General features: G+C 43.5%; 19 protein-coding genes and 1 other RNA gene. All 20 read right to left on the bottom strand.

Annotation, left to right across the window (positions count from 1 at the left end; translation table 11 throughout):
* Positions 1–12 precede the first annotated feature (12 nt).
* Complete coding sequence (essC, locus tag MWM02_RS02315) at positions 13–4,452, bottom strand: type VII secretion protein EssC (protein WP_244402863.1); 4,440 nt, start codon at positions 4,450–4,452, stop codon at positions 13–15.
* A 52-nt stretch (positions 4,453–4,504) separates the two neighbouring features.
* A complete protein-coding gene (essB, locus tag MWM02_RS02310) occupies positions 4,505–5,839 on the bottom strand; it encodes a type VII secretion protein EssB (protein ID WP_064552107.1) in 1,335 nt (444 codons plus the stop codon).
* 34 nt (positions 5,840–5,873) lie between these two features.
* Complete coding sequence (gene yukD, locus MWM02_RS02305; RefSeq protein ID WP_244402862.1) at positions 5,874–6,113, bottom strand: ESX secretion system protein YukD; 240 nt, start codon at positions 6,111–6,113, stop codon at positions 5,874–5,876.
* A gap of 79 nt (positions 6,114–6,192) precedes the next feature.
* The gene (locus MWM02_RS02300; RefSeq protein ID WP_064552108.1) at positions 6,193–6,486 is read right to left on the bottom strand and encodes a WXG100 family type VII secretion target; all 294 of its coding nucleotides are present in this window, start codon (positions 6,484–6,486) and stop codon (positions 6,193–6,195) included.
* A 272-nt stretch (positions 6,487–6,758) separates the two neighbouring features.
* Positions 6,759–7,091 (bottom strand): hypothetical protein, encoded by a 333-nt coding sequence (locus tag MWM02_RS02295; RefSeq protein ID WP_244402861.1) that lies wholly within the window; start codon positions 7,089–7,091, stop codon positions 6,759–6,761.
* Positions 7,092–7,106: 15 nt separating this feature from the next.
* On the bottom strand, positions 7,107–9,059 hold the full coding sequence (locus MWM02_RS02290) for a DUF6792 domain-containing protein (RefSeq protein ID WP_244402860.1): 1,953 nt from the start codon (positions 9,057–9,059) through the stop codon (positions 7,107–7,109).
* Positions 9,060–9,084: 25 nt separating this feature from the next.
* Positions 9,085–9,669 carry a hypothetical protein gene (locus MWM02_RS02285; protein ID WP_244402859.1) on the bottom strand — a complete coding sequence of 195 codons (585 nt, stop codon included), beginning with the start codon at positions 9,667–9,669 and terminating at the stop codon, positions 9,085–9,087.
* A gap of 466 nt (positions 9,670–10,135) precedes the next feature.
* Positions 10,136–10,699 carry a 3D domain-containing protein gene (locus MWM02_RS02280; RefSeq protein ID WP_064552112.1) on the bottom strand — a complete coding sequence of 188 codons (564 nt, stop codon included), beginning with the start codon at positions 10,697–10,699 and terminating at the stop codon, positions 10,136–10,138.
* 389 nt (positions 10,700–11,088) lie between these two features.
* A complete protein-coding gene (locus tag MWM02_RS02275) occupies positions 11,089–12,378 on the bottom strand; it encodes an EAL domain-containing protein (protein ID WP_244402858.1) in 1,290 nt (429 codons plus the stop codon).
* 555 nt (positions 12,379–12,933) lie between these two features.
* Positions 12,934–13,286, bottom strand: a transfer-messenger RNA (tmRNA) gene (ssrA, locus tag MWM02_RS02270).
* A gap of 102 nt (positions 13,287–13,388) precedes the next feature.
* Entirely contained in the window at positions 13,389–13,856 is a 468-nt protein-coding gene (gene smpB, locus MWM02_RS02265) for an SsrA-binding protein SmpB (RefSeq protein ID WP_064552114.1), read from the bottom strand.
* A 91-nt stretch (positions 13,857–13,947) separates the two neighbouring features.
* Positions 13,948–16,239 carry a ribonuclease R gene (gene rnr, locus MWM02_RS02260; RefSeq protein ID WP_244402857.1) on the bottom strand — a complete coding sequence of 764 codons (2,292 nt, stop codon included), beginning with the start codon at positions 16,237–16,239 and terminating at the stop codon, positions 13,948–13,950.
* 21 nt (positions 16,240–16,260) lie between these two features.
* The gene (locus tag MWM02_RS02255; RefSeq protein WP_244402856.1) at positions 16,261–17,001 is read right to left on the bottom strand and encodes an alpha/beta hydrolase; all 741 of its coding nucleotides are present in this window, start codon (positions 16,999–17,001) and stop codon (positions 16,261–16,263) included.
* A 79-nt stretch (positions 17,002–17,080) separates the two neighbouring features.
* Positions 17,081–17,314: a preprotein translocase subunit SecG gene (gene secG, locus MWM02_RS02250; protein WP_064552117.1), complete on the bottom strand. Its 234-nt coding sequence runs from the start codon at positions 17,312–17,314 to the stop codon at positions 17,081–17,083.
* A 560-nt stretch (positions 17,315–17,874) separates the two neighbouring features.
* Complete coding sequence (eno, locus tag MWM02_RS02245) at positions 17,875–19,167, bottom strand: phosphopyruvate hydratase (RefSeq protein WP_064552118.1); 1,293 nt, start codon at positions 19,165–19,167, stop codon at positions 17,875–17,877.
* 15 nt (positions 19,168–19,182) lie between these two features.
* A complete protein-coding gene (gene gpmI, locus MWM02_RS02240) occupies positions 19,183–20,727 on the bottom strand; it encodes a 2,3-bisphosphoglycerate-independent phosphoglycerate mutase (protein ID WP_064552119.1) in 1,545 nt (514 codons plus the stop codon).
* Positions 20,720–21,481: a triose-phosphate isomerase gene (gene tpiA, locus MWM02_RS02235; RefSeq protein ID WP_064552345.1), complete on the bottom strand. Its 762-nt coding sequence runs from the start codon at positions 21,479–21,481 to the stop codon at positions 20,720–20,722. Before tpiA ends, gpmI begins: the two co-directional genes overlap by 8 nt.
* A 37-nt stretch (positions 21,482–21,518) precedes the next feature.
* On the bottom strand, positions 21,519–22,703 hold the full coding sequence (locus MWM02_RS02230; RefSeq protein ID WP_064552120.1) for a phosphoglycerate kinase: 1,185 nt from the start codon (positions 22,701–22,703) through the stop codon (positions 21,519–21,521).
* A 125-nt stretch (positions 22,704–22,828) separates the two neighbouring features.
* On the bottom strand, positions 22,829–23,836 hold the full coding sequence (gap, locus tag MWM02_RS02225; protein ID WP_003248107.1) for a type I glyceraldehyde-3-phosphate dehydrogenase: 1,008 nt from the start codon (positions 23,834–23,836) through the stop codon (positions 22,829–22,831).
* 44 nt (positions 23,837–23,880) lie between these two features.
* Positions 23,881–24,900 (bottom strand): sugar-binding transcriptional regulator, encoded by a 1,020-nt coding sequence (locus tag MWM02_RS02220; RefSeq protein WP_064552121.1) that lies wholly within the window; start codon positions 24,898–24,900, stop codon positions 23,881–23,883.
* Between the last annotated feature and the right edge of the window lie 105 nt (positions 24,901–25,005).

Below are 25,005 nucleotides of genomic sequence, written 5' to 3'. Positions count from 1 at the left end.
ACCTGATTTCCTTTATTCTACTTGTGGGATTTGTATTTTCTGTTCTTTTCCATTGAAGACAAAATAGCCAAACCCTGGGTCCACTTCTGGTTCGTGTCGCGTAAATGGCAGTGCAAACAAGCTTTGTTCCGATTTTTTCATGACGAGGATCGCTTGCCGAACTTGTTTCAGTTCAGTTGTCAGCGCATCAAAGCCCTTCGTAAATTCATTTGCGTTTCCTGCGACAATGACACTAAATCCAAGATGGCTGTATCGCTTCATCATCATCGCGATTCGCTCGTGAATTTTACTATCGGCTGACTGCTGAAGCCTAGAAAGGCTATCCGCGACGAAAACAACAGGTGAAAAGGCTTGTACATGAACATCTGTTTTCCCAATTGCCGCTAAATACTCTTCCTCCCTCGCTTGCAATATTCCATTTGCCTCATCAAGCCAATGGTGCATTTGCTCTTTTGTTTCTATATAAGTGACATTTTCTTTATTGGCGTATAAAGCAAGGCCGCGGTCCACTCCATCAAACAGCCCGACGCCTGCCGTCGGCTGGGCGAGCAATGATTCCAATATCACTTTGATCGCATTCGTCTTCCCTTTGCGCGGTTGCCCTACTACAAGACAATGCGGATTTGTTTGTATATGAAGGGAAACCGGTCGAACCGTCTCTTCATCAAGACCAATCGGGATCAAGCCAGGCTGCGGCTGAACCACATACGTCTTTGCAAAGACAACAAATGGTAATCGTGCTGGAAGCATTGGAATCGGCTGCGGCTTGCGCATGCTTTTATATTTTTCTGTCAGCCTTACGATCTCTTCTTTCACATTTTCAAGCACCGCGATGTCATCTTCCCCATCAGCCGGAAGATAAATTTGCGTTAAAACCGCTTGCTCTTTTTTTACCAGCGCTCGCCCCGGAATCGGCTCGACCTCGTACGGAGTTCGTCCAATGATGGAAAACCGTTCCGAACTGTCAAGGAAATAATGAACGATTTTTGTTTTTAAATTGTTCATGAGCGGCGGGCGAACTCCGCTAACCCTTGTTGCCGTTATCATCAAAAATATTCCAAGCGATTGCCCGTCTCTAGCATATTGAATGAGCTGTGTTTCCAGCTCCGGCATTTCTTCTTTGACAAGATCAAAGTTGTCAATCGCGATAAAGATAATCGGGAGCTTTTCTTCAGAAAGCGTGTTATACAATTTAATCGTGCTTACTTCTTTTTCCATGAAACGCTGTTTTCGCTGTTCGATTTCTTCTTTCATTAACTTCATAAATTTCTCAATCTTCTTTTCATCATCGAGCCGAAAATAATCAGCTGTATGCGGCAATTGCCGCAGCGGCAGCAACGCGTTGTTTCCGAAATCGAAAATGTAATAATGAAGCTGTTCTGGACTATAGACGGACGCAAAGCTCATTAACAATGTCATCGCCGTTGTCGATTTCCCATATCCCGCAGAGCCAAAAATGCCGATATTTCCATCTTCCATCCATTGATATAAGTAGTCTGATTGCCGCTGCAGTTCCGGTTCATCTTTTAGACCAATTGGAAAATAAACGGTGTCTCCTTCTAGCAAAGCAGGGCGATGCAGGCGCGAAGATAACGGCGGCAGCCATGGGCTCGGCAGCTTTTCAATCCCGAGTTGCTGCTGCGTTTTGATAATTTCTTGAACAACCATTTCGATTTCTGTTTTTTGTTTTTTCTTGTTTTTCTTCATTTTCGCGTCAATATTCGAAACCGGAACAAGCCCTAAATCCGTGACAATATAAATATCATCTTCTGATTCAACGCCTTCTTCCATATACGGCGCACCGCTCCACGCCGATTGAAATAGCTCATATACCTCATTATTTCCAACTTGAAGATACGCACGTCCTGTTACCGTAATTGTAGCCGCATCTCCGTTTTTCAATATTTCCTTACTGTCGCTGGCATCTTGCATTTTCAAGCTGATGCGAAAGCGGGCATTGCTCCAAATTTGCTCGTCGATGACTCCTTTTGGCTTTTGTGTGGCTAAAATAAGATGGACTCCCAGGCTGCGGCCAATCCGCGCCGCACTCACCAATTCGCGAATAAAATCCGGTTCTTCGCTTTTTAATTCAGCGAATTCATCAGCGATTAAGAATAGATGGGGAAGAGGCTGTTTCGCTTTTCCTTGTTTATATAACTCCATATAATCATTGATATGATTGACTTCATAGCGGTCAAACAAGCGCTGCCGCTTTTTCAGCTCACTGTTAATGGAAGCCAACGCGCGCGCGCTGAAGTTTTTGCTGCCATGAATATTAGTAATCGTGCCTAATAAATGCGGAATGTTTTTAAACGGCTGCGCCATGCCGCCTCCCTTATAGTCGATGAGCAAAAATGCGACTTCATGAGGGTGAAAATGCACCGCCAATGACAAAATGTACGTTTGCAGCAGTTCACTTTTCCCAGACCCTGTCGTCCCCGCGACAAGCCCGTGCGGACCGTGCGCTTTTTCATGCAAGTTCAGCTCTACGACGTCTTTTCTGCCTTTTAGTCCAATTGGAACGGCCAACGAGCGCGAAGGTTGATGAGTCATCCAATTTTCCTTCATATTTATCTCTTCCGCTTTCTTCACTTGAAGTAATTCGAGAAACGTGACTTTTTCTGGAATAGAATTATGCATTCCTCTTTGATGATCTAAAGAGCGCAATAACCGTGCGAACCGCTCGTTTCCTTCCCGAGTATGTTCATCGAGCGTAAACGGAATATGCGCCGCTTTCCGGTGCTGGATTAAAATTTCTCCATCCCGCTCGTTGATATATTGCACGAGCGTATGAATGTTTTCTGTTAAACTTTCCTTCGTATCGGAAGCAAAAATCACGGAAATACCGACTTCTTCATTTTTTTCCTCCAAATATTCCAAAATGACATGTTCCGCAATTAAAGAGCGGTCGGCGACGATAAACACAAAATGCGGGGAAAACCGTTTTTTCTCTTTGTCTTCATCCAAGTCGCGCTCCCTCAACATTTCGTAAATGGACGATAACAATTGGTCGCGTGTCTGTTCGTTATAAATAAATCCTTTCGCGAAAGAATTGGGCAGTTGAAAATGCGGGAGCCATTTCATCCATTCCCAATCCTTATAATCTTTTTCAGCAAAGATGGCCACAAACCGTACATCGTGGTAACTGTGGAAAAAGGCGATTTGCCCTACAAGCTGCTGAATTTCATGATTAACGATCGCAGCTTTCCCGATCATTCCCATTGCCCCGCTTGACAAATCAATCGTAAGCGGAACATTTTTTACGGTTTGATAAGTTCGCGCCATCTGTTGAGCCTGCTCTAATAAATCGTCGATTTCCCGGTTAGCCAAATCCCCCATACTCACCGACACTTCATAGGTAGACGGAACATCCGCTTTTCCGATGCGAAGATGAAGGAAATCGCCGCTTTCCATCGTTCGTTCCCAAATACGGTCGCTAATTTGCAAAGCTAGCAATTTCATCTTTTCAAATGAAGGAAAGTGGTAATATAGCACGTTTCTTTGTTTCTCGGATAGCGCGTGAAGCTCTTCCCGCTTTTGTTTCAAATAATTCGTATAAATGCGCCGGCGCTTTTCTTTCCGCGCTTTGCGATTTTTTCTTTCCCGAAAATATTGCACGGCCGATGTCACCAACGTTGTCGCAAACATCACGATCGAAATGAGAATAAAGATGCCCCGCGGTTGAATGAAAGCAATAACCCCCATAACAAGAAGCATCATCAACGGCGGTAAAATCATTAGCCATAAACCGCGCTGATCCCCGTCTCCTTCTTGGCTTGGAAACGAAATCGCAACCTTTTCGCTTGGCAGTTCATAAATCATGCGCGGCGTCCGGTGATAAACAGGATACTTTTTTTTCATTTCCGAAACCGGCGGCACTGTTTCCGTCAGCGAAGATGTTATCTCTTGGCTGCTTGCGACTGCTAATAAATCATCCTCTAAAAAAACAAATTGTGCATATGGACACAGGATCACGTCCCCATTTTGCAAAGAAACAGCATCGGATATTTTCGCACCATTAAGAAACAGCGGCGATTCATGGTTTGGAACAACGAACCATTCTCCCTGCTGCTTGACAAATGATGCCCTCGCCATTTTCGTTTGAATGTCTGCCTGTGGATCAGGCGCCACCATTAGTTCAGTTTTATTGCCAACGTAATAAATGTGTTGTTTTATTTCCTTGTCCATCCACACGACCTTGAGCGTTTGTCCATCGTCGTCCACCGTAACGGGAACATACGGCTTCAGCTCCCCGATTGGTTTATCTCCTTGCAGCACCGTCATGGCGGAAGCATCTGTTTGTTGTCTTATTTCCACATATCCGTTACGAAACAAAAAAGATGGGATGGTAACATGATGCTCCAGTTTATTTCCAATAAAAATACAATCCTCCTGTCCTGTCAGCGGGAATAGCTGGCAAGCATCCTCATAAAAAATCCACAATTGACTCATATCATTCCTCTCCTATGATGCTTGTTGTGCTTGTTGCTCCACTTTCTTCCATTTATTGTTTCGTTTCCGCATTGTTTGGCTGCACGCTATTAGATGCAGGCGGCGTATGATTGGATGCAGGTGCGTTCGACTGTTGGTTTGGCGCCGTCGAAGCCGGAGGAGTGGCTGCCGGCTGCTGCGCCGGGGCTTGCTGCTGGCTTGTCTCTTCTTGCTGTTCTTCTTTCAATTGCTTTTCCTGTTCCTTCCGTTCTTTTTCATATTCCTCTATCTCTCTGTCAATTTCTTCTAATTTTTGCTGTTTTTCCTCTCCGCTTAACTCTTCGTCTGCCTTTATTTCTTCGCGATGTTTTAACAAACCATACACAATCAGCTCCCGATCTTCCATCGCTCTCGCCAATTCAAGCGCATCTTCGCTTCTTCCCCGGCCGATATAAATCCAATAAAGCAAATACTGCGGGTCTGTTTTCAACGTAATATTATTTAATACCACTTTCCGCTGCTCTTCAGTAAGCGACTCCGTCATTACGTAGGAAGAAGCCAGTTCATATTGCACGACATACGGCATTTTTTCTGGAGGGTAATTTTCCAGTGCCGTAATCACGTCGCTATATTTATTCTGTAAAAACAGCTCCGCACTTCGGACATATGCTTCTTGTTTGGGCTGTAAAAAAAAGAACGAATAAAACGTATAAATCATAGCAGGAATCAACAAAGCCATTGTCGAAAAAAAGATATATCGTTGCACATTCCATTTTTGTTTTGGAATATGTACAGACGCCTGTTCTTTCGCTTCTTCCTCATCCATCCATCGCTCTAAAATAGACAGAAGCGCTTCTAAGTTTTCTGCTTGCAACATTTCCTTGGCAATAGCGGAATATTTTAATGTTTCGTGAAATTTCAGGTATTCTTCGAATCGGTATTGCCCGTCTGTCAATGCGAGTACTGTCGCTTTTACTTCTTGAAGGAGACGCGCTTCATCCGGCTCATACGGCGGCAGGCTCTCCTTTATTCCAACATGAAGGAAAAAAGGCTCCAATCCATGATCAAACACGAGGTTTTCCGGGCATACAATAAGGATAAACCGGCGAAGAGAGTGATTTTTCACTTTTGCGACGAGCTGATATGCCGCTCTTAGCCGGGAAAGAAGCGATTTTTTCCGCACAACTGGAAACGGAAAAAACGACGGAGGTGGAGTGACGATAATCTTCACTTCATCTTCGGACACGTCAATATCCCGTAACAAATAAGGATCGATTTCTTTTATGATCTGCAATTCTAGCGGATGCTGCATTTTTAATTTCGCGCGCTGGAAGACCATCGTATAATGTTTATTCTTTGTCATTACGGCATCGATTTGTGTTTCCAAATAAGTTTTTTTCTCTTCCATAACAAAATAGGACTCCTTCTCGCTTTCTCGATGGCTACAATATCACAATGCGGTCTCCATCCGTAATTCCGCTGTCCTTTAATGTAAAATAGCCTGGGCAGACCATTTGTTTATTGTCTACCCGCACCCAGTAGCCTTCTCTTGGCGGCGCCGATATGTTTTTTAACTGCCAAACAATATCGATGAGCTTTTTGATCGAATAAAAATTGGACAGACGAAGGTCAAATACATCCTCCGTATAATGCCGAAGATCGATAGTGATTTGAATATACATAATGATAAGCCCCCAATATAGAAAAAAGCGCCATAATCTTTCTTAGATTTGTAGCGCTTTTTTCTGAACGTGTCACTATTTACCCGCGGATTTGGCCAGCGATTTGCTGATCTGTTTCTTCCAAAATCGTAGCGGAGTTGTGCAATTGTTGCGCGATTTCATTTAATAATACAGCCATTTTTTCAAACGATGGGCGCAACTCGTGATACTGCTGGATAAATGCTTCACTAGAAGCACCTTCCCAAATTCCTTGCAGCATATTGCTCATTTGATCCAATCTTGAAATCAATTCCGTGACATTAGAGCTTTCTGTATTATATTGTCTTGCGACTCCTCGTAACTCTTCTGGCGTTAAGCGAATAACTCCAGACATGTTCTCTCCCCCTATATCCATAATTTCACTTTTATTTTAATGAAGCCGACAAACAATGGTCAACAATATATAACCATTTATTTTAAAATAAGGAAAAAGAACTATTTTTTACCTAAATAATTATATAGAAACCACGATTATTTTACGATTTTTTTGCACCATTATCCTCATTATAAAAATTACTTTCTTACTATTTATGGAATTAAAAGAAAATGGAATTATAGGAGAAATGTATGAGAATAGGCAGGGCTGATGTTCATTAATCCCCTAGTTTACCTTTTCTTTTCCCGTGTGACGACATCATAATACAAGGTGATATTTTGTCCTCTCATGTCGTTAATCATGTATGTGTACCGCCAAGCAGCGGTGTGCATGGAGTTTTTATACATATCACTGTGCGATTGATTGTTTTTTTGATACTGTTCTATCGCTTCATTGGTTTTGTTGATGATTTGTCCCCTATCATCTTTCATTTCATGATGAATCAAATGAACCAATTCCGCATCCAATTCACTCATTCTATTTAATTGTTGAATAAACGTGTTCGCTTTATACATGAAATCCTGCTCTACATCAAAATGATAGAACATATTCAGTTGTCCCATACAAAATATCCCTCTTTATCCATATCGCAAATCAAATATCTTGGACACATTTTGGTCCTGCTCAAAAAACTCTTCAAACGATTTTTTGATCGTTGCAATGAGTTTTTTTCCTTTAGAAATTTCCTGTTCATAATACGAAAACATCGTTTCAAAGATATGCGGAATCATCGGATCCATCGGCGGAATCGACTCATGAACCTCAATGCGGCGCAACACATGCACCTGTTCAGCATCGTAGGTGAAATGCCCCAATAAATGCTGATAGGCCCACGGGTTTTGTTCCATGTCATTGATTTTGTTCATCAGTTTTCGTTTTTGCATTTCAAAATCTTCTACATATTCATCGAAATATCGCTGCTTCATCTCATGTAATACCGTTTCTTTTTCTTCCAGGATTTGCAGTCCCTTTTGATAAATTCTTACGGCGGAGGAAAGATTCATCCGGATTTCGTGGTCTCCCACCTTCTTGACTAAGATTAAATTCCCATACTCATCATACGTTCTGCCTTTGGAACGGGCGAGAGCCATGATGACTTCGTTCAAGGTATGGGCATCCACGCTCATGGTGATGGCATTTCGAAGATTCGCCGTATTTTCTTGGATGATTTGAAGGCGTTTTAAGATGTCCAATACCTTATCCCGAATCTGGAATAACACCTCAATACTAGCTTTCCATTGAAGAATGTCATCAGTTACCAATGGGGTAAGGAGTGGAATGGCCATTCTCCAATTCCATGTTTTGCGAAGCAGTTGTTGAATCGATGCGATATCCTTTTCAATTCCCTTGACTTCGCTCAAAACCGTTTTCTTTTCTTCTGGAGTAACATAGCCCAACTCCACAAAAACACTGAATATCGGATCCAAATTTTTATACAAAATCGCCACGTTCTTCATGAGTTCCGGAATTTTCACTTTCATATCGTCGAGCATATGATTCGCTTTCGAAACAATGTCTCCTGCATGCCACACGTAGTCCATGCTATCATAGCCCTGAAGCGACTCAATAAAAGCGATATCGACCCCCGTCATCGCCTGAACGACCTCATCAAACCCTTTTTCATTGTAAACATCGGAATATTGCGATAAATACACTTGAATGGCTTTGACATCTTTATCCGATATTTTGGAAACCAAATCTTTGATACTAGTAAAATCCTTGTTCGTATCAATGACCCGGCGGCTTCCGATATCGATGAACCCCCGCGCCCCGCTCACCGCATACAACATATCCTCTTGGGCGGTCAGATGATGAATCGAACGCTCGTCGATTTGCTTTTTGTAGTATTCTTCCGCAAAGACTTTGAGCTTGGAAGGGGAAAGGGTGTATATAGAGTTGTAGTTCAAAGGATTTAAGTTAAATCTTTCGGCTAAATCATACCAAAAATCAACATCTATTTTTGCTAACTGATAATAACTAGGAGGAGCATCATTAATTACATATACTTGCTCATACTCTTTTGCTGTTAACTGGATAGTAACAATTAAGTTTCCACCCAAAGAATGACCTAGTCCTATTTTCTTTAACTTGATTTTTTTATCATATTTATTCTTTTCCAAGTCTTCATCTATTTTTTTAGTTACTATTTCGTCAAAATGCATGGCATCTCTATATTGGCTTTTGTCTTTACCCACGAAAATACCAAAGGTATTATAAAACCAATCAAGGGGCTTCCATGTATCTTTCTCTGATACTTCGCTTCCTCTTGTAATGATATACGCTTGATTGATTCCCTTCTCCTCATCATAAAAATGAATCGCTGTTCCATCAAAACCAGAATCAATATGACTGAAATCTTTAAAATCATCAGAGCGATAAATATTAATGTGAGCGGGCGGTTCCTTTCCCGTTTCTTCGATATAAATTCTTTTGATTTCTCTTTTGATTTCGTCAATGCTAAGATTTTGATATTCTACATTCATAATCCGCGCACGCAATATATCCGTACTTAGTACTTCTTCATTTGACACAATTCCTTCGCCCCCCCGGGTTCACTTAATGCAGGAATTCAATGGATTTTATTAACTTCTTAGCATTTTCTTCTTCCTTTGTTAGGTCAATATTACATTTTTGTTTAAAATTCAAACATGACACTCCATAAATAAACTCTATTCCTTGATTACTTTTATTAGACTTTATATAACTAAAAAATGTATAAGCTTTACTTTTTCCGTTACTTAGAAGTTTTTCAGTTTTAGCATAGTAGAATGTCTTATCTTCATATTGAAATTCTGTATAATTTCCATTGTAGTTAACAGAATTAGATAATAATTTTAAATTCGTATCAATGTTATTAGTTATTGCTTTATTTTCATATGTTATCCTTACAAAATAAGCAATATTCTCTTTCTTGTTACTTTCTCCGAAATTAATATCTTCGAAATAATTTTCATGTTTTTCATAATACATCTTATCCATTATTGCATTTTTCGGATACAACATCGTATAACCGCCGGTTTTCGACTTGAATAAGTAATACCCTTTCTTCACTTCTTTTGGCGAGACCATAAATTCTCGGGTAAACTCGTCTTGAAATGCCACCGTGTCCGGCAACTTCTCCGGTTGAGCCTTCGAATCCATCTCACACCCCCCGATCAATATTAACGCCAATAGCAATAAGTTCCTCCATCTCTTAAGCAAAGGATGCTCTCCTTTCCCAATTATCTCCATTCTCTCTATACGTATCATATGATGACAAAATGTTCAATAAAAAATGTAATTATATCCAAATTTAAGCAAAAAGAACTAGAAAATCAGTGCGTTTTAGGCAGGAATGCAGATATTTTATGACTTTAGACCTCGTTGATGAATTGGAAAAATAATGTGGAGACTGGCTCTATATGTTTTATTGAAGGGCGGCACACGCGGATCTAGGAGGAAAAGGCTCACTGTCTGCCTCTTTGATTCCTCTGCGGCGAAGATAAAAGCACAAAATTTACTTTTTATATATCCAAACGAATTCATGAAATTAAGTAAGTATTATATATAAAATTGTAAGGTAAGATGCTATATTATGAAAAAAGCCGGCATCATGCCGGCTCCTTGATTATTTATATACTTTAACTTTTACTGTTCTCACACCCCATTGGATAGCTTTTGCTTTTGTAGGCATGAATACGTCAATTTTGTTGCCTCTGATTCCGCCTCCTTTATCAGCTGCAACCGCATAGCCGTAACCTTCCACATAAACCTTTGAACCTAACGGAATTACCTTTGGATCAACGGCAATTACTTTCATCAAAGGATTTTTCTTTAAATTTAAGCCTGTAGCCGTTATCCCGCTGCACCCTTTGCAGTTTACTGTATAAGCATATGCTTTAACGGTGATTGTTTTGTACGCTGCTGTTTTGGCTACCGCCTTTTTTACTGTAGTTTTAGCAGCCGCTTTGGTTACCGTTCCTGAAATCTTTAAAACCTGCTTTGGTTTGATCAAATCGCTTTTAAGGTTATTCCAGCTCTTTAGCTGGCTGACAGTCACTTTATACTTTTTAGCTATGTCCCAAAGAGTGTCACCACTTTTTACCTGATATGTACCGGCTGCCGATGCAGCTCCTGAAAATCCGAATGCTAGAAAGAATGATGAAGTAATATATAATAGTAATTTTTTCAAGATACTGCCCCCCTTACTTAATTTCTTCCCCTTGATTAAATTCGCAACAATAGAATATCAATAAAATGTAACAATTATGTTTCATAGAATTAGTAATTATATTACAAAATGAAAACATAATTGTTTCTTGACTTTTAGTTCCTCAAGCATCGGATAGACCGTATTAAAATTGCTGGCAATTTCTAATCTGGAAATTTCTGAAATCAATATGAATAGCTCAACAAACTTATTTCAGGATAACACTAGACAAACTTTTGAACTATCCAGCCCAATCATTTAAGAAAATACTCTCTCTAGAGAACAAACAAAAAAGGCAGATCTATAATTGATCTGCCTCAGCTTGTCGGCTTTGTCGACAAACCGAAAACATGGGGTAAAAACCCATGTTTTCAAACTGTTGAAGAATGTCTTTGCATCCATTCGCTCACCGCATCGGGAACTGGCTGCAGCTTCGGGTTTGGCCTTCCCAACAAATATCCTTGACCGAAATGAACGCCAAGCTGTCTCACTATTTCCAGCTCCTCGAAAGTCTCAATTCCTTCCGCAATCATTTGGCAATCGATTTTTCGCGCAAACACTACCAACGTCTCCAACAAAATTTCTTTAATCTTGTTGCGATTGATGCGATGAATGATCGAGCGGTCAATTTTAATGTAGTCAGGTCGCAATTCGGCGATTGCCTGCAAAGAAGAATAGCCTGCTCCCGCATCGTCAATCGCAATTTGGTATCCCTGTTTTCGATAGTGGTCTAACGCTTTCGTGAAAGATGCGTAATCATCGATGGACTGGCGCTCTGTAATTTCAAATACAACGTTTTGCGGCGTTAAATTCATCTTTTCGAGGAACGCCAATGTCTGCCCCGGAGTAAACTGCGGGTCATGAATCACATTAGCATTAAGATTGATGAATAATTTCCAGTTAAAATCGTTTGGCAAAAATCCCTCAATTGCCCGTTGCCGCGCCGCTTTTTCCAATGCGTACAGCTGGTTTTCTTTTTCGGCAAATCCCCACAAGCGGTTTGGCGTCGCAAAATAACTCGACTGCGGACCGCGTGCTAACGCTTCATATCCATAAATGTTTCCGGTAGAAAGCGAGACAATCGGCTGATAATGAGCCGTAATCTTACGGCAAACAAGTATATCGCGAAACTCCATCCGCAAACGTCTATATTCCGCATCTGTTTCGCTTCTTGCTTCGAAAATCGCTTCTTTGATTGCATCATACAGCAAGTTTTCAGCAGTGCGCCCCGTGCCAGGGTCTAACACGGCGGTTCCGGCGTAAAGTTCGATCGAATCACCAGACAACGCCATCGTTTCGTTTAATCGCTTTTCAAAGACGGCGCGGATCTCTTGTGCTAAGCGCAACAAAGCCACTTTCACCTGATCTGCTTCTCCTTGCTTCGTGCGGACAAACAACAATACATCGTCGCCAAACATTCGGTGAGCCAACAATCCAAATGAACCGGACATTTCCGCTTCAAAGACCAATTGTTTCCACGCTTCAAGCAGCTTTTGGCACGTTATTGGCCCATGTTTTTTCTCTATTTCCCCAAAACGTTTTATATCTAAATAAATAAGCCCTACAGGATGCTTGTTTAAATATTTGTCCATTTTCGCCGTAAGATTTTCACTGCTCAGACTGTCGGCGAGCAACATGATGGAAGCGAGCTGGTCCGCCATCCTTTAGGCTCCTTTCGATCAAAAACAGCAAACTACTTATGTGTTTAACATTATCATAACATAGTCGATACTGCGGGAATCTTAAAGATTTTGTAAATGTTCATTGAGTTTGTGTAAACCTATATAGACCAACTCCTAAATGTTAACATCCCACTCCCCATTCCAACGAACTTAGCTTTTGCATCTCATCTTTTTATAACAACATTCTCAAACTTAATCACTATGCACCTCTAGTTGGTAAAAAGACTTTTTATTTGTCCACATTTCGTACACTTTTTCAAAAAATAGATCCGTTCCATCAAAATCAATAAAACTATTAAAAAACGGACTCGCCATATCGGCAAGTCCGTTGATTTACGTTTAACACATCAAGACACATTAATTATGGAGAAAGGGCCAGACAAGTCGACCTAAACTATGCAAGCACTCTGCAATGCATAAAGCTATGCAAAATCGTGCAAATTCCTTTCAAAATCTATAGAAAATGAAAAACGACTACAAACGCAGCCGTATCAAGAGTTTCACGATGTTCAATCCGAAACGATCGGATATTGAAAATGGAGACGGTGGGAGTCGAACCCACGTCCAGAGATATCGCCACTTAAGCATCTACGAGCGTAGTCGGTATATTTGCGTTTCGCTGCATCTTCCGCCTACCGACAGGCCTCCGAGCAGCTAGCCTGATTGTTCTCTTCCCTCGTCCTCAGGCGGCGGACTCGGGCGTAGCCCACTCGCTATGAGCCCCTGAACCGCCACGTGGGCGATGGCGGGAGGAGCTAGCTGCGTTTATTAGGCAGCTAAAGCGTAATTTTCTTTGCCAGTTATTTTTAGGTGACGTTTTTTACGAGGACGTCCCCTCGGCTCGCAGCTTAAGCTCGATCTATCCCTGTCGAATCCGTATCGTCCCCGCGATGGAGAAACGATGACGAGCAATTAAGCTTTTGGTAACTGGCTTTTGCATTATTCATTATAACATAATGCGCGTCATTTTCAATTGTGAAGTTTTGGCATTATAGCTTTTGCCGCTCGCGGAATGCGCGTTCAATCTCGCGCTGCGCTTCTCTCCGCTTCATATCTTCGCGTTTATCATATTTTTTCTTCCCTTTGCCGACTCCCAACAACAATTTGGCAAAACCGTTTTTAATATATAGCTTTAACGGAACGAGCGTATAGCCTTGTTCCTTTGTGTAGCCAATCAGCTTATTAATTTCCCGGCGATGAAGAAGCAGCTTTCTTGTCCGCAATGGGTCATGGTTGTAGCGGTTCCCTTGTTCATACGGGCTGATATGCATATTATAGAGAAATACTTCGCCTTTTTCCACTTTCGCAAAAGAATCCTTTAAATTCACTTTTCCGGCGCGAATCGATTTAATTTCCGTTCCTTTTAAGACAATCCCCGCTTCATACGTTTCTTCGATAAAATAATCGTGATGCGCTTTTTTGTTTTGGGCAATCAGTTTCCCTTCACCTTTTGGCATACCGCGCTCTTCCTCCTCTTATAGCGACAACTGTAATTTTAGCAAAAAATTGAGGAAAGGAAAAGTCTCTGCCCATCGAGACTTTCCCCTATCATTTTTTCTTTTTCTTCTTCTTTTTCACCTTTAGCTTTGGAATATCTTCATAAAATTTCTTTTTCTTTGCTTTTTTCAATTTCTCGTCTTTATTGCGCTTTTTTCGTTTTTTCCCCTCAATCACGACGGGAGCATTTTTTGGATCTTTACGGCGGCGGTCTTTCATCCCGACAATCTCAAAGTCAACGATCCGCTCTTCTTTGTTTACGTTGATGACGCGAACCGTGATTTGGTCGCCGATGCGGTACACTTTTCCAGTCCGTTCGCCAATCATGGCGTAGCTCCGTTCATCGTAGCGGTAGTAGTCATCCGTTAAGTAGCTGACATGAACAAGCCCCTCGACCGTGTTCGGCAGTTCGACAAAGAGGCCGAAGTTCGTAACGGAGCTAATAATCCCATCAAACTCCATGCCAATTTTATCTTCCATAAACTCCGTTTTCTTCAAATCATCTGTTTCCCGCTCGGCTTCCACTGCGCGGCGCTCCATATTCGACGCGTGTTCCGCGATATCCGGGAGCTTTTCCGCCCATTTTTGCTGTGTCTGTTCATCCATTTGCCCATTAATCAAATACGTGCGAATAAGGCGATGAACAATTAAATCCGGATAACGGCGGATCGGGGAGGTAAAATGCGTGTAAAAATCGGTCGATAATCCGTAATGCCCGAGGCTTTCAGCATCGTAACGCGCCTGCTTCATCGAACGAAGCATCACCGTCGATATAAGCATTTCCTCCGGCTCGCCGCGCACTGCTTCTAAAATCTCTTGGAGCGCGCGCGGGTGAATGTGATTTCCCGTTCCTTTTACGACATAGCCAAAGTTGGTAATAAACTCAAGAAAACGCTGCAATTTTTCCGGTTTCGGATCTTCGTGCACGCGATAAATAAATGGGACGTTCAGCCAGTAGAAATGTTCGGCGACCGTCTCGTTCGCCACAAGCATAAATTCCTCAATAAGCCGTTCCGCTACCGAACGTTCACGCAGCACGACATCGTACGGTTTCCCGTTTTCGTCGACAAGCACTTTCGCTTCTTTAAAATCAAAATCAATCGCGCCGCGCTTCATCCGTTTATTGCGCAAAATCTCCGCAAGTTCAGCCATTAATTCAAACATCGGCACAAGCGGAGCGTATTTTTTTCGCAGCTCTTCGTCTTTGTCAACAAGAATTTTGTTCACATCCGAATACGTCATCCGCTCCGTCGTGCGAATGACACTTTGGAAAATTTCGTGGCTGACGACTTCGCCGCGCTCGTTGATTTCCATTTCGCATGAAATCGTCAAACGGTCGACTTTCGGATTTAACGAACAAATGCCGTTAGACAAACGATGCGGAATCATCGGAATGACGCGGTCGACCAAATAAACGCTTGTCCCGCGTTCGTACGCTTCCCGGTCAATCGGCGAGCCCTCTTCGACATAATAGCTGACATCGGCAATGTGGACGCCAAGTTTATAATGCCCGTTTTCCAATTTCGTGACGGTAACAGCGTCATCCAAGTCTTTTGCGTCTTCGCCGTCAATCGTGACAATCATTTGGTCGCGCAAATCGCGGCGTCCTTGCAAGTCTTTTTCGGAAATCGTGTCGGAAATGCGGTTGGCGTGTTCAAGTACTTCGTCTGGAAATTGCAACGGAAGACCGTGCTTATGAATAATGGATAAAATATCGACGCCTGGATCGTTTTTATGGCCAAGAATTTTAACAACTTCCCCTTCGGCACTCATTCGTCCTTGCGGGTACGAGGTGAGCCGCACGACGACTTTATGTCCTTCCACGGCCCCATTTGCCGCATGTTTCGGGATAAAAATGTCGTTGACAATCTTTTTATCATCAGGGATGACAAATCCGAAATATTTGCTTTCCGTATAAGTTCCGACCACTTCGGTGATGCCGCGTTCTAAAATGCGCACAATCGTTCCCTCTCTGCGCGCACCTGAAGAATCGGCATGCACGCGCACTAATACAGTATCGCCATGCATTGCGTTTTTCATCTCGGAAGGCGGAATAAAAATGTCATCGAGCGCCGGATCGTCTGGCACGACGAAAGCGAATCCTTTCGCGTGCCCGGACACTTTTCCGCGCACTAAATTCATTTTTTCCGGCACACCGTAGCGGTTGCTTCTCGTCCGTACAACAAGCCCTTGCTCCTCCATCGCGACAAGCGCTTTTACAAACTCCTTAAACGTTGCCGCGTCCGTGATGCCGAACGCTTCTTCCAGCTCTTGAACGGTAAGAGGTTTGTATGCCTCATCCCGCATAAACGTTAAAATTCGCTCGACTAACGATTGATCCATCCTTTTCCCACCTTTCAACGGTTACCAATCCAACGACTCTAAAAACTCGTAAATATCCTCATGCAGCTGTTCTTTTTCTTTATCCAGCGTAATGACATGGCCTGACTCTTCATACCATTTGATTTTTTTCACTGGCGATTCAATACCGTTATAAATAATATTGGCGCTATCGGGGTTAATCATTTCATCGTGACGCGCTTGCACAACAAATGTCGGCGCATAAATCAAATCGATGTGGTCGCGTACATCGGCAATCAGCTCTTGCAACGCTTTTAACGTTTTCATCGGCGTCTTTTTAAATGCTTCCATTTCTTTTTCAATTTGTTCCGTTGTTTTTCCTTCCCGTTTTTTATATTCGCGCGCATACTTTAGCACACCTTGATACATTGTTTCTTCGCTTTTAATATACATCGGCGCGCACATTGGAATAATTCCCACTACAGGTACAGTGTAACCCAATTTCAGGGAAAATACGCCTCCAAGCGATAGTCCAGCAACCGCGATTTTTTCGTATCCTTTATTTTTTAAAAATTCATAGGCGTTTATCACATCTTGCCACCAATCGTCCGGTCCAGTGTGTACAAGCTCTTCTGGCGGCACCCCGTGCCCTTTATAAATTGGCGCATGACATGTGTATCCTTTTGCTTCAAGAAAACGCCCCAGCATTCTGACATCCGACGAGTTTCCGGTAAAACCATGTAGCAATAAAACTGCGCGTTCTCCTGCTTCAAACGTAAATGGTTTTGGTGGAACGATCTTCATAGTGCAATAACCCCTTTCTCTTTTCCAAACAGAAAAGGCAGCCCTAGTAAATGGTTGGACCGCCCCATTGTTTTCAACATTAAAGTTGCATATACGTCACCGCTATTGATAATACAAAAAACAACACCGCTAGCACAACTGTAATGCGCTGCAACACTGCATCCAATCCGCGCGCTTTCTGTTTTCCAAACAGCTGCTCCGCACCGCCGGTAATGGCGCCAGAAAGGCCGGCGCTTCGTCCCGATTGCAACAAAACGATCACAATAAGCGCAATCGAAACAATAACTAACAATGTGACAAGCAATGCATGCATGCCTATTCCTCCTTAAAAAACGCACATTGCAATAACCTTACTATATCATAAATTCTCCATTACTACAACAGTGACCATGAATATGTCCGATGCCGGGCTCCCTTGATCAATACTTCTGACAAAGAGCCTTTTCCCATGGTCCATGTATCTTTTAATCCATGAAAAAACGTTTCTCGTCGCTTACATCGATGTTGTTCCCTGAATCGTTCCTTACACTTAATTTTTAATTTTTCTCTACTAAGAAAGGATCTCTTTCCCTAAATACATCTATGGCCGAAATAATTGTTTTTACCACTTTTTTTAAAGGGAGAAAGAAGTCATCACTCGTTTATTCCCACCTACATAAACGGTTATTTAGAAAGGATTAACCATTCAAATAAATGTCATATGGCATGCGCAACTTTGAGTGGTTTAGAAACAAGGTGTTATGTTCATTGCCCTAACTTTCCTATAAAAGAGAGGGGCACTTCATATCAAGCACCCCAACAATGGGCATAGAACCTGAAATAAAAAGAACCCAACCGAATGATTCGGTCAGGTTCCTTGTTTAGATTCTTCCATTATTTTTTCAAGTTATAGAACGATTTAATGCCGTTGTAAATCGCTGTGTCGCCAAGCTGGTCTTCGATGCGGAGCAATTGATTGTATTTCGCGACACGGTCGGTGCGGGAAGGCGCCCCTGTTTTAATTTGGCCGGCGTTTGTCGCCACCGCGATGTCAGCGATCGTGCTGTCTTCCGTTTCACCGGAACGGTGGGAAACAACCGCCGTATATCCGGCGCGTTTTGCCATTTCAATCGCATCGAACGTTTCCGTTAATGTACCGATTTGGTTTACTTTAATCAAAATCGAGTTGCCGACGCCTTTTTCAATTCCTTCCGCTAATTTTTTCGTGTTCGTTACAAACAGGTCGTCACCAACAAGCTGTACTTTTTTGCCGAGGCGTTCGGTTAATAGTTTATGGCCTTCCCAGTCATTTTCATCCAACCCGTCTTCGATGGAAATTATTGGATATTTTGAAACAAGTTCTTCATACCATGCGACCATTTCTTCGGACGTTCTTACAACGCCTTCGCCTTCCAAATGGTATTTGCCGTCTTCTTTGTTGTAAAGCTCGGAAGAAGCAACGTCCATCGCCAGCATCACTTCTTCGCCTGGTTTGTAGCCGGCTTTTTCAATCGCTTCAATGATCGTTTGCAGCGCTTCTTCGTTCGATTTTAAGTTTGGCGCAAAGCCGCCTTCGTCGCCAACCGCCGTATTGTAGCCTTTCGCTTTTAATACCGCTTTTAAGCTGTGGAAAATTTCCGATCCCATGCGAAGCGCTTCACGGAAGCTTTTCGCGCCGACAGGCATAATCATAAATTCTTGAATGTCCACGTTGTTATCGGCATGCGCGCCGCCGTTTAAGATATTCATCATTGGCACAGGCAATGTTTTCGCGTTAAACCCGCCGAGGTATTGGTATAATGGCAGATCCAATTCGTCTGCCGCCGCGCGCGCGACTGCCAGTGATACACCTAAAATCGCGTTTGCCCCTAATTTGCTTTTATTTTCCGTGCCGTCTAGTTCAATGAGCGTTTTGTCAATGCCGACTTGGTCTGTCACTTCAAAGCCGATAATCGCTGGTGCAATGACTTCGTTAACGTTTTCCACCGCTTTTAATACGCCTTTTCCTAAATAACGGCTTTTATCGCCGTCACGCAATTCCACCGCTTCGTATTCTCCCGTTGATGCACCGCTTGGCACTAATGCGCGGCCAAAACCGCCGTCTTCTGTATATACTTCCACTTCTACTGTCGGATTGCCGCGCGAGTCTAATACTTCACGTGCGTATACATCTACAATTGCAGACATGTTCACACTCTCCTTTTATTCATTATTTTTTATAATTAATGTTTTTCCAGTCATTTCTTTCGGCTGTGGCAAGCCAAGCAAATCAAGCATGGTTGGGGCTAAATCCCCTAAAATGCCGTCTTTGCGAAGTTCGATGCCTTTTTTCGTGACGATCACCGGAACCGGATTTGTCGTATGCGCCGTTTGCGGTTTGCCATCCGGCGTCAATACTTCATCCGCGTTTCCATGGTCTGCCGTAATAATAGCGATGCCGCCTTTCGCAAGAATCGCATCCACGACTTTGCCAAGGCATTCATCGACCGCTTCCACCGCTTTAATGGTTGGTTCGAGCTTACCGGAATGGCCAACCATATCCGGGTTCGCATAGTTTAAAATGATTGCGTCATATTTATCTGCTTCAATTTCTTTCAGGAGCGCATCCGTTACTTCATAAGCGCTCATTTCTGGTTTTAAGTCATATGTGGCGACTTTCGGTGAATTGATTAAAATGCGGTCTTCGCCCGGAAACTTCTCTTCCCGTCCGCCGCTCATAAAGAACGTCACGTGCGGATATTTTTCCGTTTCCGCGATGCGAAGCTGGCGCAATCCATGTTGTGATATGACTTCACCGAGCGTATTATCCAAATTTGTCGGTTTAAACGCGACATACCCTTTTACAGTTTCACTAAAGTGTGTCAAGCAGACAAAGAACAAGTTTTTCGGATGTTTCGGCCCGCGATCGAACTCGCGGAAATCTTCGTTCGTAAACGTGTTCGAAATTTGAATCGCACGGTCTGGACGGAAGTTGTAGAAAATGATCGCATCTTCGTCTTTAATCGTCGCCACCGGCGATCCATCTTCACGTACCATAACGGATGGAAGAACGAACTCATCGTAAATGCCATGTTGATAAGAGTCTTCAATGCACTCAAGCGGATCGCGGTATGTTGGTCCTTCTCCATATACCATCGCGCGGTACGCTTTTTCGACGCGATCCCACCGTTTGTCGCGGTCCATCGAGTAATAGCGGCCGGATAATGTCGCGATTTCGCCAACGCCATACTCTTTTATTTTTGCTTGCAGCTCTTTAATATATTTCGGCGCCGTTTGCGGACCGACGTCGCGGCCATCTAAAAAGCCGTGAACATAAACGTTTTTCACGCCTTCTTTAGCGGCTAATCTCAATAGCGCATATAGATGGTTAATATGGCTGTGCACGCCGCCATCGGAGAGAAGACCGAAAATGTGCAAATTTGTCCCTTTTTCTTTGACATGATTCATCGCCGCTAAAAATGTTTCATTGCGATCAAACTCTCCTTCGCGAATCGCGATGTTGACGCGCGTTAAACTTTGATAGACAATGCGGCCGGCGCCGATATTTAAATGGCCGACTTCCGAGTTGCCCATTTGCCCTTCCGGAAGCCCGACCGCTTCGCCGCAAGCGGTGAGCGTTGCGTGTGGATATTCGTTCCAATAGCGGTCAAAGTTCGGCTTGTTCGCTTGCGCTACCGCATTGCCGTATGTTTCTTCGCGAAGCGCAAATCCGTCTAAAATAATTAACGCTACCGGTTTTTTACTCATGTTGTCCAGCCTCCACTAATTGTAAAAATGATGTCGGATCGAGGCTTGCGCCGCCGACAAGGGCGCCATCAATATGTTCTTGTGCTAAAAATTCGCGAATGTTTTCCGGTTTTACGCTACCGCCATACTGAATGCGTACGGCTTCGGCCACTTCCGGCGAAAAGATTTTGGCAATGACCGAACGAATATGGCCGCACACTTCGTTGGCATCTTCTGCCGTCGATGATTTGCCAGTGCCGATCGCCCAAATTGGTTCATAAGCGATCACCACTTGTTTGGCTTGTTCCGCAGTTAAACCGGCAAGCGCTTTTTCGACTTGCGCGCCGACGATGTCATTCGTTTTTCCGCTTTCCCTTTGTTCCAGCGTTTCGCCGCAGCAGACGATTGGAATTAACCCATGCTTGAAGGCAGCATGTACTTTTTTATTGACGGTTTCATCCGTCTCCGCAAACATTTCGCGGCGCTCGGAGTGACCGATAATGACATACGTCACGCCGATATCTTTCAGCGCAACCGGGCTGATTTCGCCAGTAAACGCCCCTTTGTCTTCAAAATGCATATTTTGCGCACCGATTTTTAAATCGGATCCTTGTACGTTTTGGACAAGGCGGTCTAAAAACAAGAAAGGGGCGCAAATGACAGAGTCTACTTGTTCTGCCGGCGGAACAAGCCGTTTTACTTCTTCCACGAAGCTTACTGCCTCCGGCAATGTTTTATGCATTTTCCAGTTTCCTGCGATAATTCGTTTTCTCATCATTGATCCCTTCCTTTCTCAGAAAGGAGTTAGCGCGTTATTTATCGTTTAACGCCACCACTCCAGGAAGTTGTTTTCCTTCCATAAATTCCAGCGATGCACCGCCTCCGGTAGAGATGTGATCCATTTTGTCCGCTAAGCCGAATTTTTCTACCGCTGCCGCAGAATCTCCACCGCCGATGACCGAATATGTATCGGCAGCGTCCGCTAACGCTTGGGCAACCGCTTTTGTTCCTTCGGCAAAAGCATCCATTTCAAAAACGCCCATTGGGCCGTTCCAAACAACAAGCTTCGATTTCATAATTACATCACGGTAAAGTTCGCGCGTTTTCGGACCGATATCCAGCGCTTCCCAATCGCTTGGAATCGCATCAATCGCAACGACTTTCGTATTGGCGTCGTTCGCAAACCGATCAGCTACGACGACGTCAACTGGCATATAGAAGTTAACTCCTTTTTCTTTCGCTTTTTCCATAAATGATTTGGCCAGTTCGATTTTATCTTCTTCCAGCAGCGATTTGCCGACTCCATGGCCGAGCGCTTTTACAAACGTATACGCAAGACCGCCGCCAATAATCAAATTGTCCACTTTGTTAAGCAAGTTTTCGATTACACCGATTTTGTCTTTCACTTTCGCGCCGCCAATGATCGCCGTAAATGGACGTTCTGGATTGGACAACGCTTTTCCTAGCACTTCAATTTCTTTTTCCATTAAAAATCCGGCAACGGCTGGCAAGTAGTGCGCGATTCCTTCAGTGGAAGCATGGGCACGGTGAGCGGCGCCAAACGCGTCGTTCACATAAATATCCGCTAATTCAGCAAATGCTTTCGCCAACTCTGGGTCGTTTTTCTCTTCCCCCGGATAAAAACGGACGTTTTCGAGAAGCAATACATCGCCTTCATTCATTTTTGAAATTGCTTCTTTTACTGCATCACCGTATGCTTCATCTGTTTTTGTCACATGTTTTCCAAGCAGCTCGCTTAAACGCTCAGCAACCGCATTTAAACGCAATTCTTCCACGACTTTTCCTTTCGGACGGCCGAGATGGCTCGCCAAAATCACTTTTGCGCCTTGTTCGATTAAATAACGAATCGTTGGGAGTGCCGCGCGGATACGCGTGTCATCCGTAATCGCTCCGTTTTCCATTGGCACGTTAAAGTCGACGCGGCAAAACACTCGCTTTCCTTTCACATCCACGTCTCGAACTGTTTTTTTATTCATGGCGCTATGCCTCCTTTTTGAACGTGTGTCATTTCACAAACGAAGAGGAGTGGGGATCACTCCCCGCTCCCCCTCTCCATTCCTTATTATAGACTTGATTGAGCGATAAACACAATGACCATGAATTATAGGCCTTTTGATGCGATATATTCTGCAAGATCGACAACGCGGTGAGAGTATCCTGTTTCGTTATCGTACCAAGATACTACTTTCACCATTGTTCCTTCAATAACCATTGTGGAAAGCGCATCGATTGTCGAAGATACAGTAGAACCGTTATAATCGCGCGATACAAGCGGCTCTTCACTGTAAGCCAGGATGCCTTTTAATTCGCCTTCTGCCGCTTCTTTCAATGCTGCGTTGACTTCTTCTACCGTTACTTCTTTTTCAAGCTCCGCAACAAGGTCAACAACAGACACGTTTGGTGTCGGCACACGCATTGCCATACCGTTTAGTTTACCTTTTAGTTCAGGAAGCACAAGCGCAACTGCTTTTGCCGCACCAGTAGTTGTCGGAATAATCGATTCCGCAGCAGCGCGGGCACGGCGCAAATCTTTATGAGGCAAGTCCAAAATTTGTTGGTCGTTCGTATACGAGTGAACTGTCGTCATCATGCCGCGGACGATGCCAAATTTTTCGTGAAGCACTTTCGCAAATGGCGCCAAGCAGTTAGTTGTACAAGAAGCGTTGGAAATAATGTGATGGTTTGCTGGATCGTATTTATCTTGGTTGACACCCATGACGATCGTAATATCTTCATTTTTCGCCGGTGCAGAAATGATGACTTTTTTCGCGCCAGCTTCCAAATGTTTTGCCGCATCTTCGCGTTTTGTGAAGCGGCCTGTCGATTCGACGACAATATCGACGCCTAATTCGTTCCATGCTAATTGAGCTGGGTCGCGTTCTGCTTTCACCACGATTTCTTTTCCGTTTACAACGATATTATTGCCATTCACCGATACTTCCGCGTCTAATTTTCCATGAACAGAATCATATTTCAAAAGATGTGCCAATGTGTTGGCGTCCGTTAAGTCGTTTACCGCCACTACTTCAATGTTTGGATTTTTTAATGCCGCGCGAAAAACGTTGCGCCCAATACGACCAAAACCGTTAATACCAATTTTTACAGCCATCAATAGCTCCTCCTTTAAAATAGTTGTATTTATATTAAGGGATGTTACTCCCCTAGTAACGCTTTTGCGGCACCTTCGTCGGTAATGAGAATCGAATGATGCGCCCGTTTCATATACGCCTGAATGGCTTTTGCTTTGGAAGATCCACCAGCCACTGCAATGACATGTTCGACGCGCGGAAGGTCTTCAAGCTGAATGCCGACCGTTTTCACTTTATGGACTACTTCCCCTTTTTCGTTAAAGTAATAGCCAAACGCTTCAGCAACCGCATGCCGCGCCTGAATTTTCTCCATATCTTCACTTGGGGTTTTTCGGCGTTCTGCCATTGTAATAGCATCCCCGATTCCATGCACGACCATACGGCACGATTTAATAAGTTCCAACGCTTCTTTCACGGTCGGTTCTTCTACTAAAGACTCATACGCTTCGCGGCTTAAATGGTCGGGAACATGAAGAAGCCGATAATTTCCTAGCGATTTTTCCGCCATCTTTGCGCAAATGGTATTGGCCTGGTTTTCCACATTCTCCCCTAGGCCTCCTCGTGCGGGAACAAATAAAAGATCGTTTAGCTTCGCATCCGGCGTCATCATCTCGGCCACCGCAGCCATCGTGGTGCCTCCTGTCACCGCCACGATGTCGCCGTTTGCTAGCCGTTCTTTCATGCACGTCGTACAAGCTCTCCCCATTTCTTTTTTTACCCAAGGAGAAAGGTCGCTATCCCCGGCGACAACGATCACTTCTTTAACATGAAGTTTTTGCTTTAATTTTGTTTCTAAATCTTTTAGGCCCAACACTTCCCTCATAACATCTTCAAGGGTATGCAGCAATCCCTTTCCTTCCTGCGTCAAGCTCATGCCAGCGGAGCTGATGGTGAGCAAGTTTTGCTCTTTTAAAAACTGCACCTCCGAACGAAGCACGCGTTCACTTATTCCTAAGCTGTTCGACAACACCCTTCGCCCGACTGGCTGCATGAGAGAAATGTAACGCAAAATGCGATAGCGTTTTTGCATAACTTCAAGAAGGTCGGGCAATAATTTTTTTTGCGCCTCAATTAATGACTGCATTGATTCCCTTCTCCTTATGAAAATGCATGGACACAAAACGTCCCGGTATGACTTATTATGTCCCGATTGTACGAAAAAAACTCCCTCCTGCGTCGATTTTATTGT

Origin of the sequence: Parageobacillus sp. KH3-4 (assembly GCF_022846435.1) — a bacterium.
GTDB classification, from domain to species: Bacteria; Bacillota; Bacilli; order Bacillales; family Anoxybacillaceae; genus Parageobacillus; species Parageobacillus thermoglucosidasius_A.
This window is presented reverse-complemented; position numbering and strand designations above follow the sequence as displayed.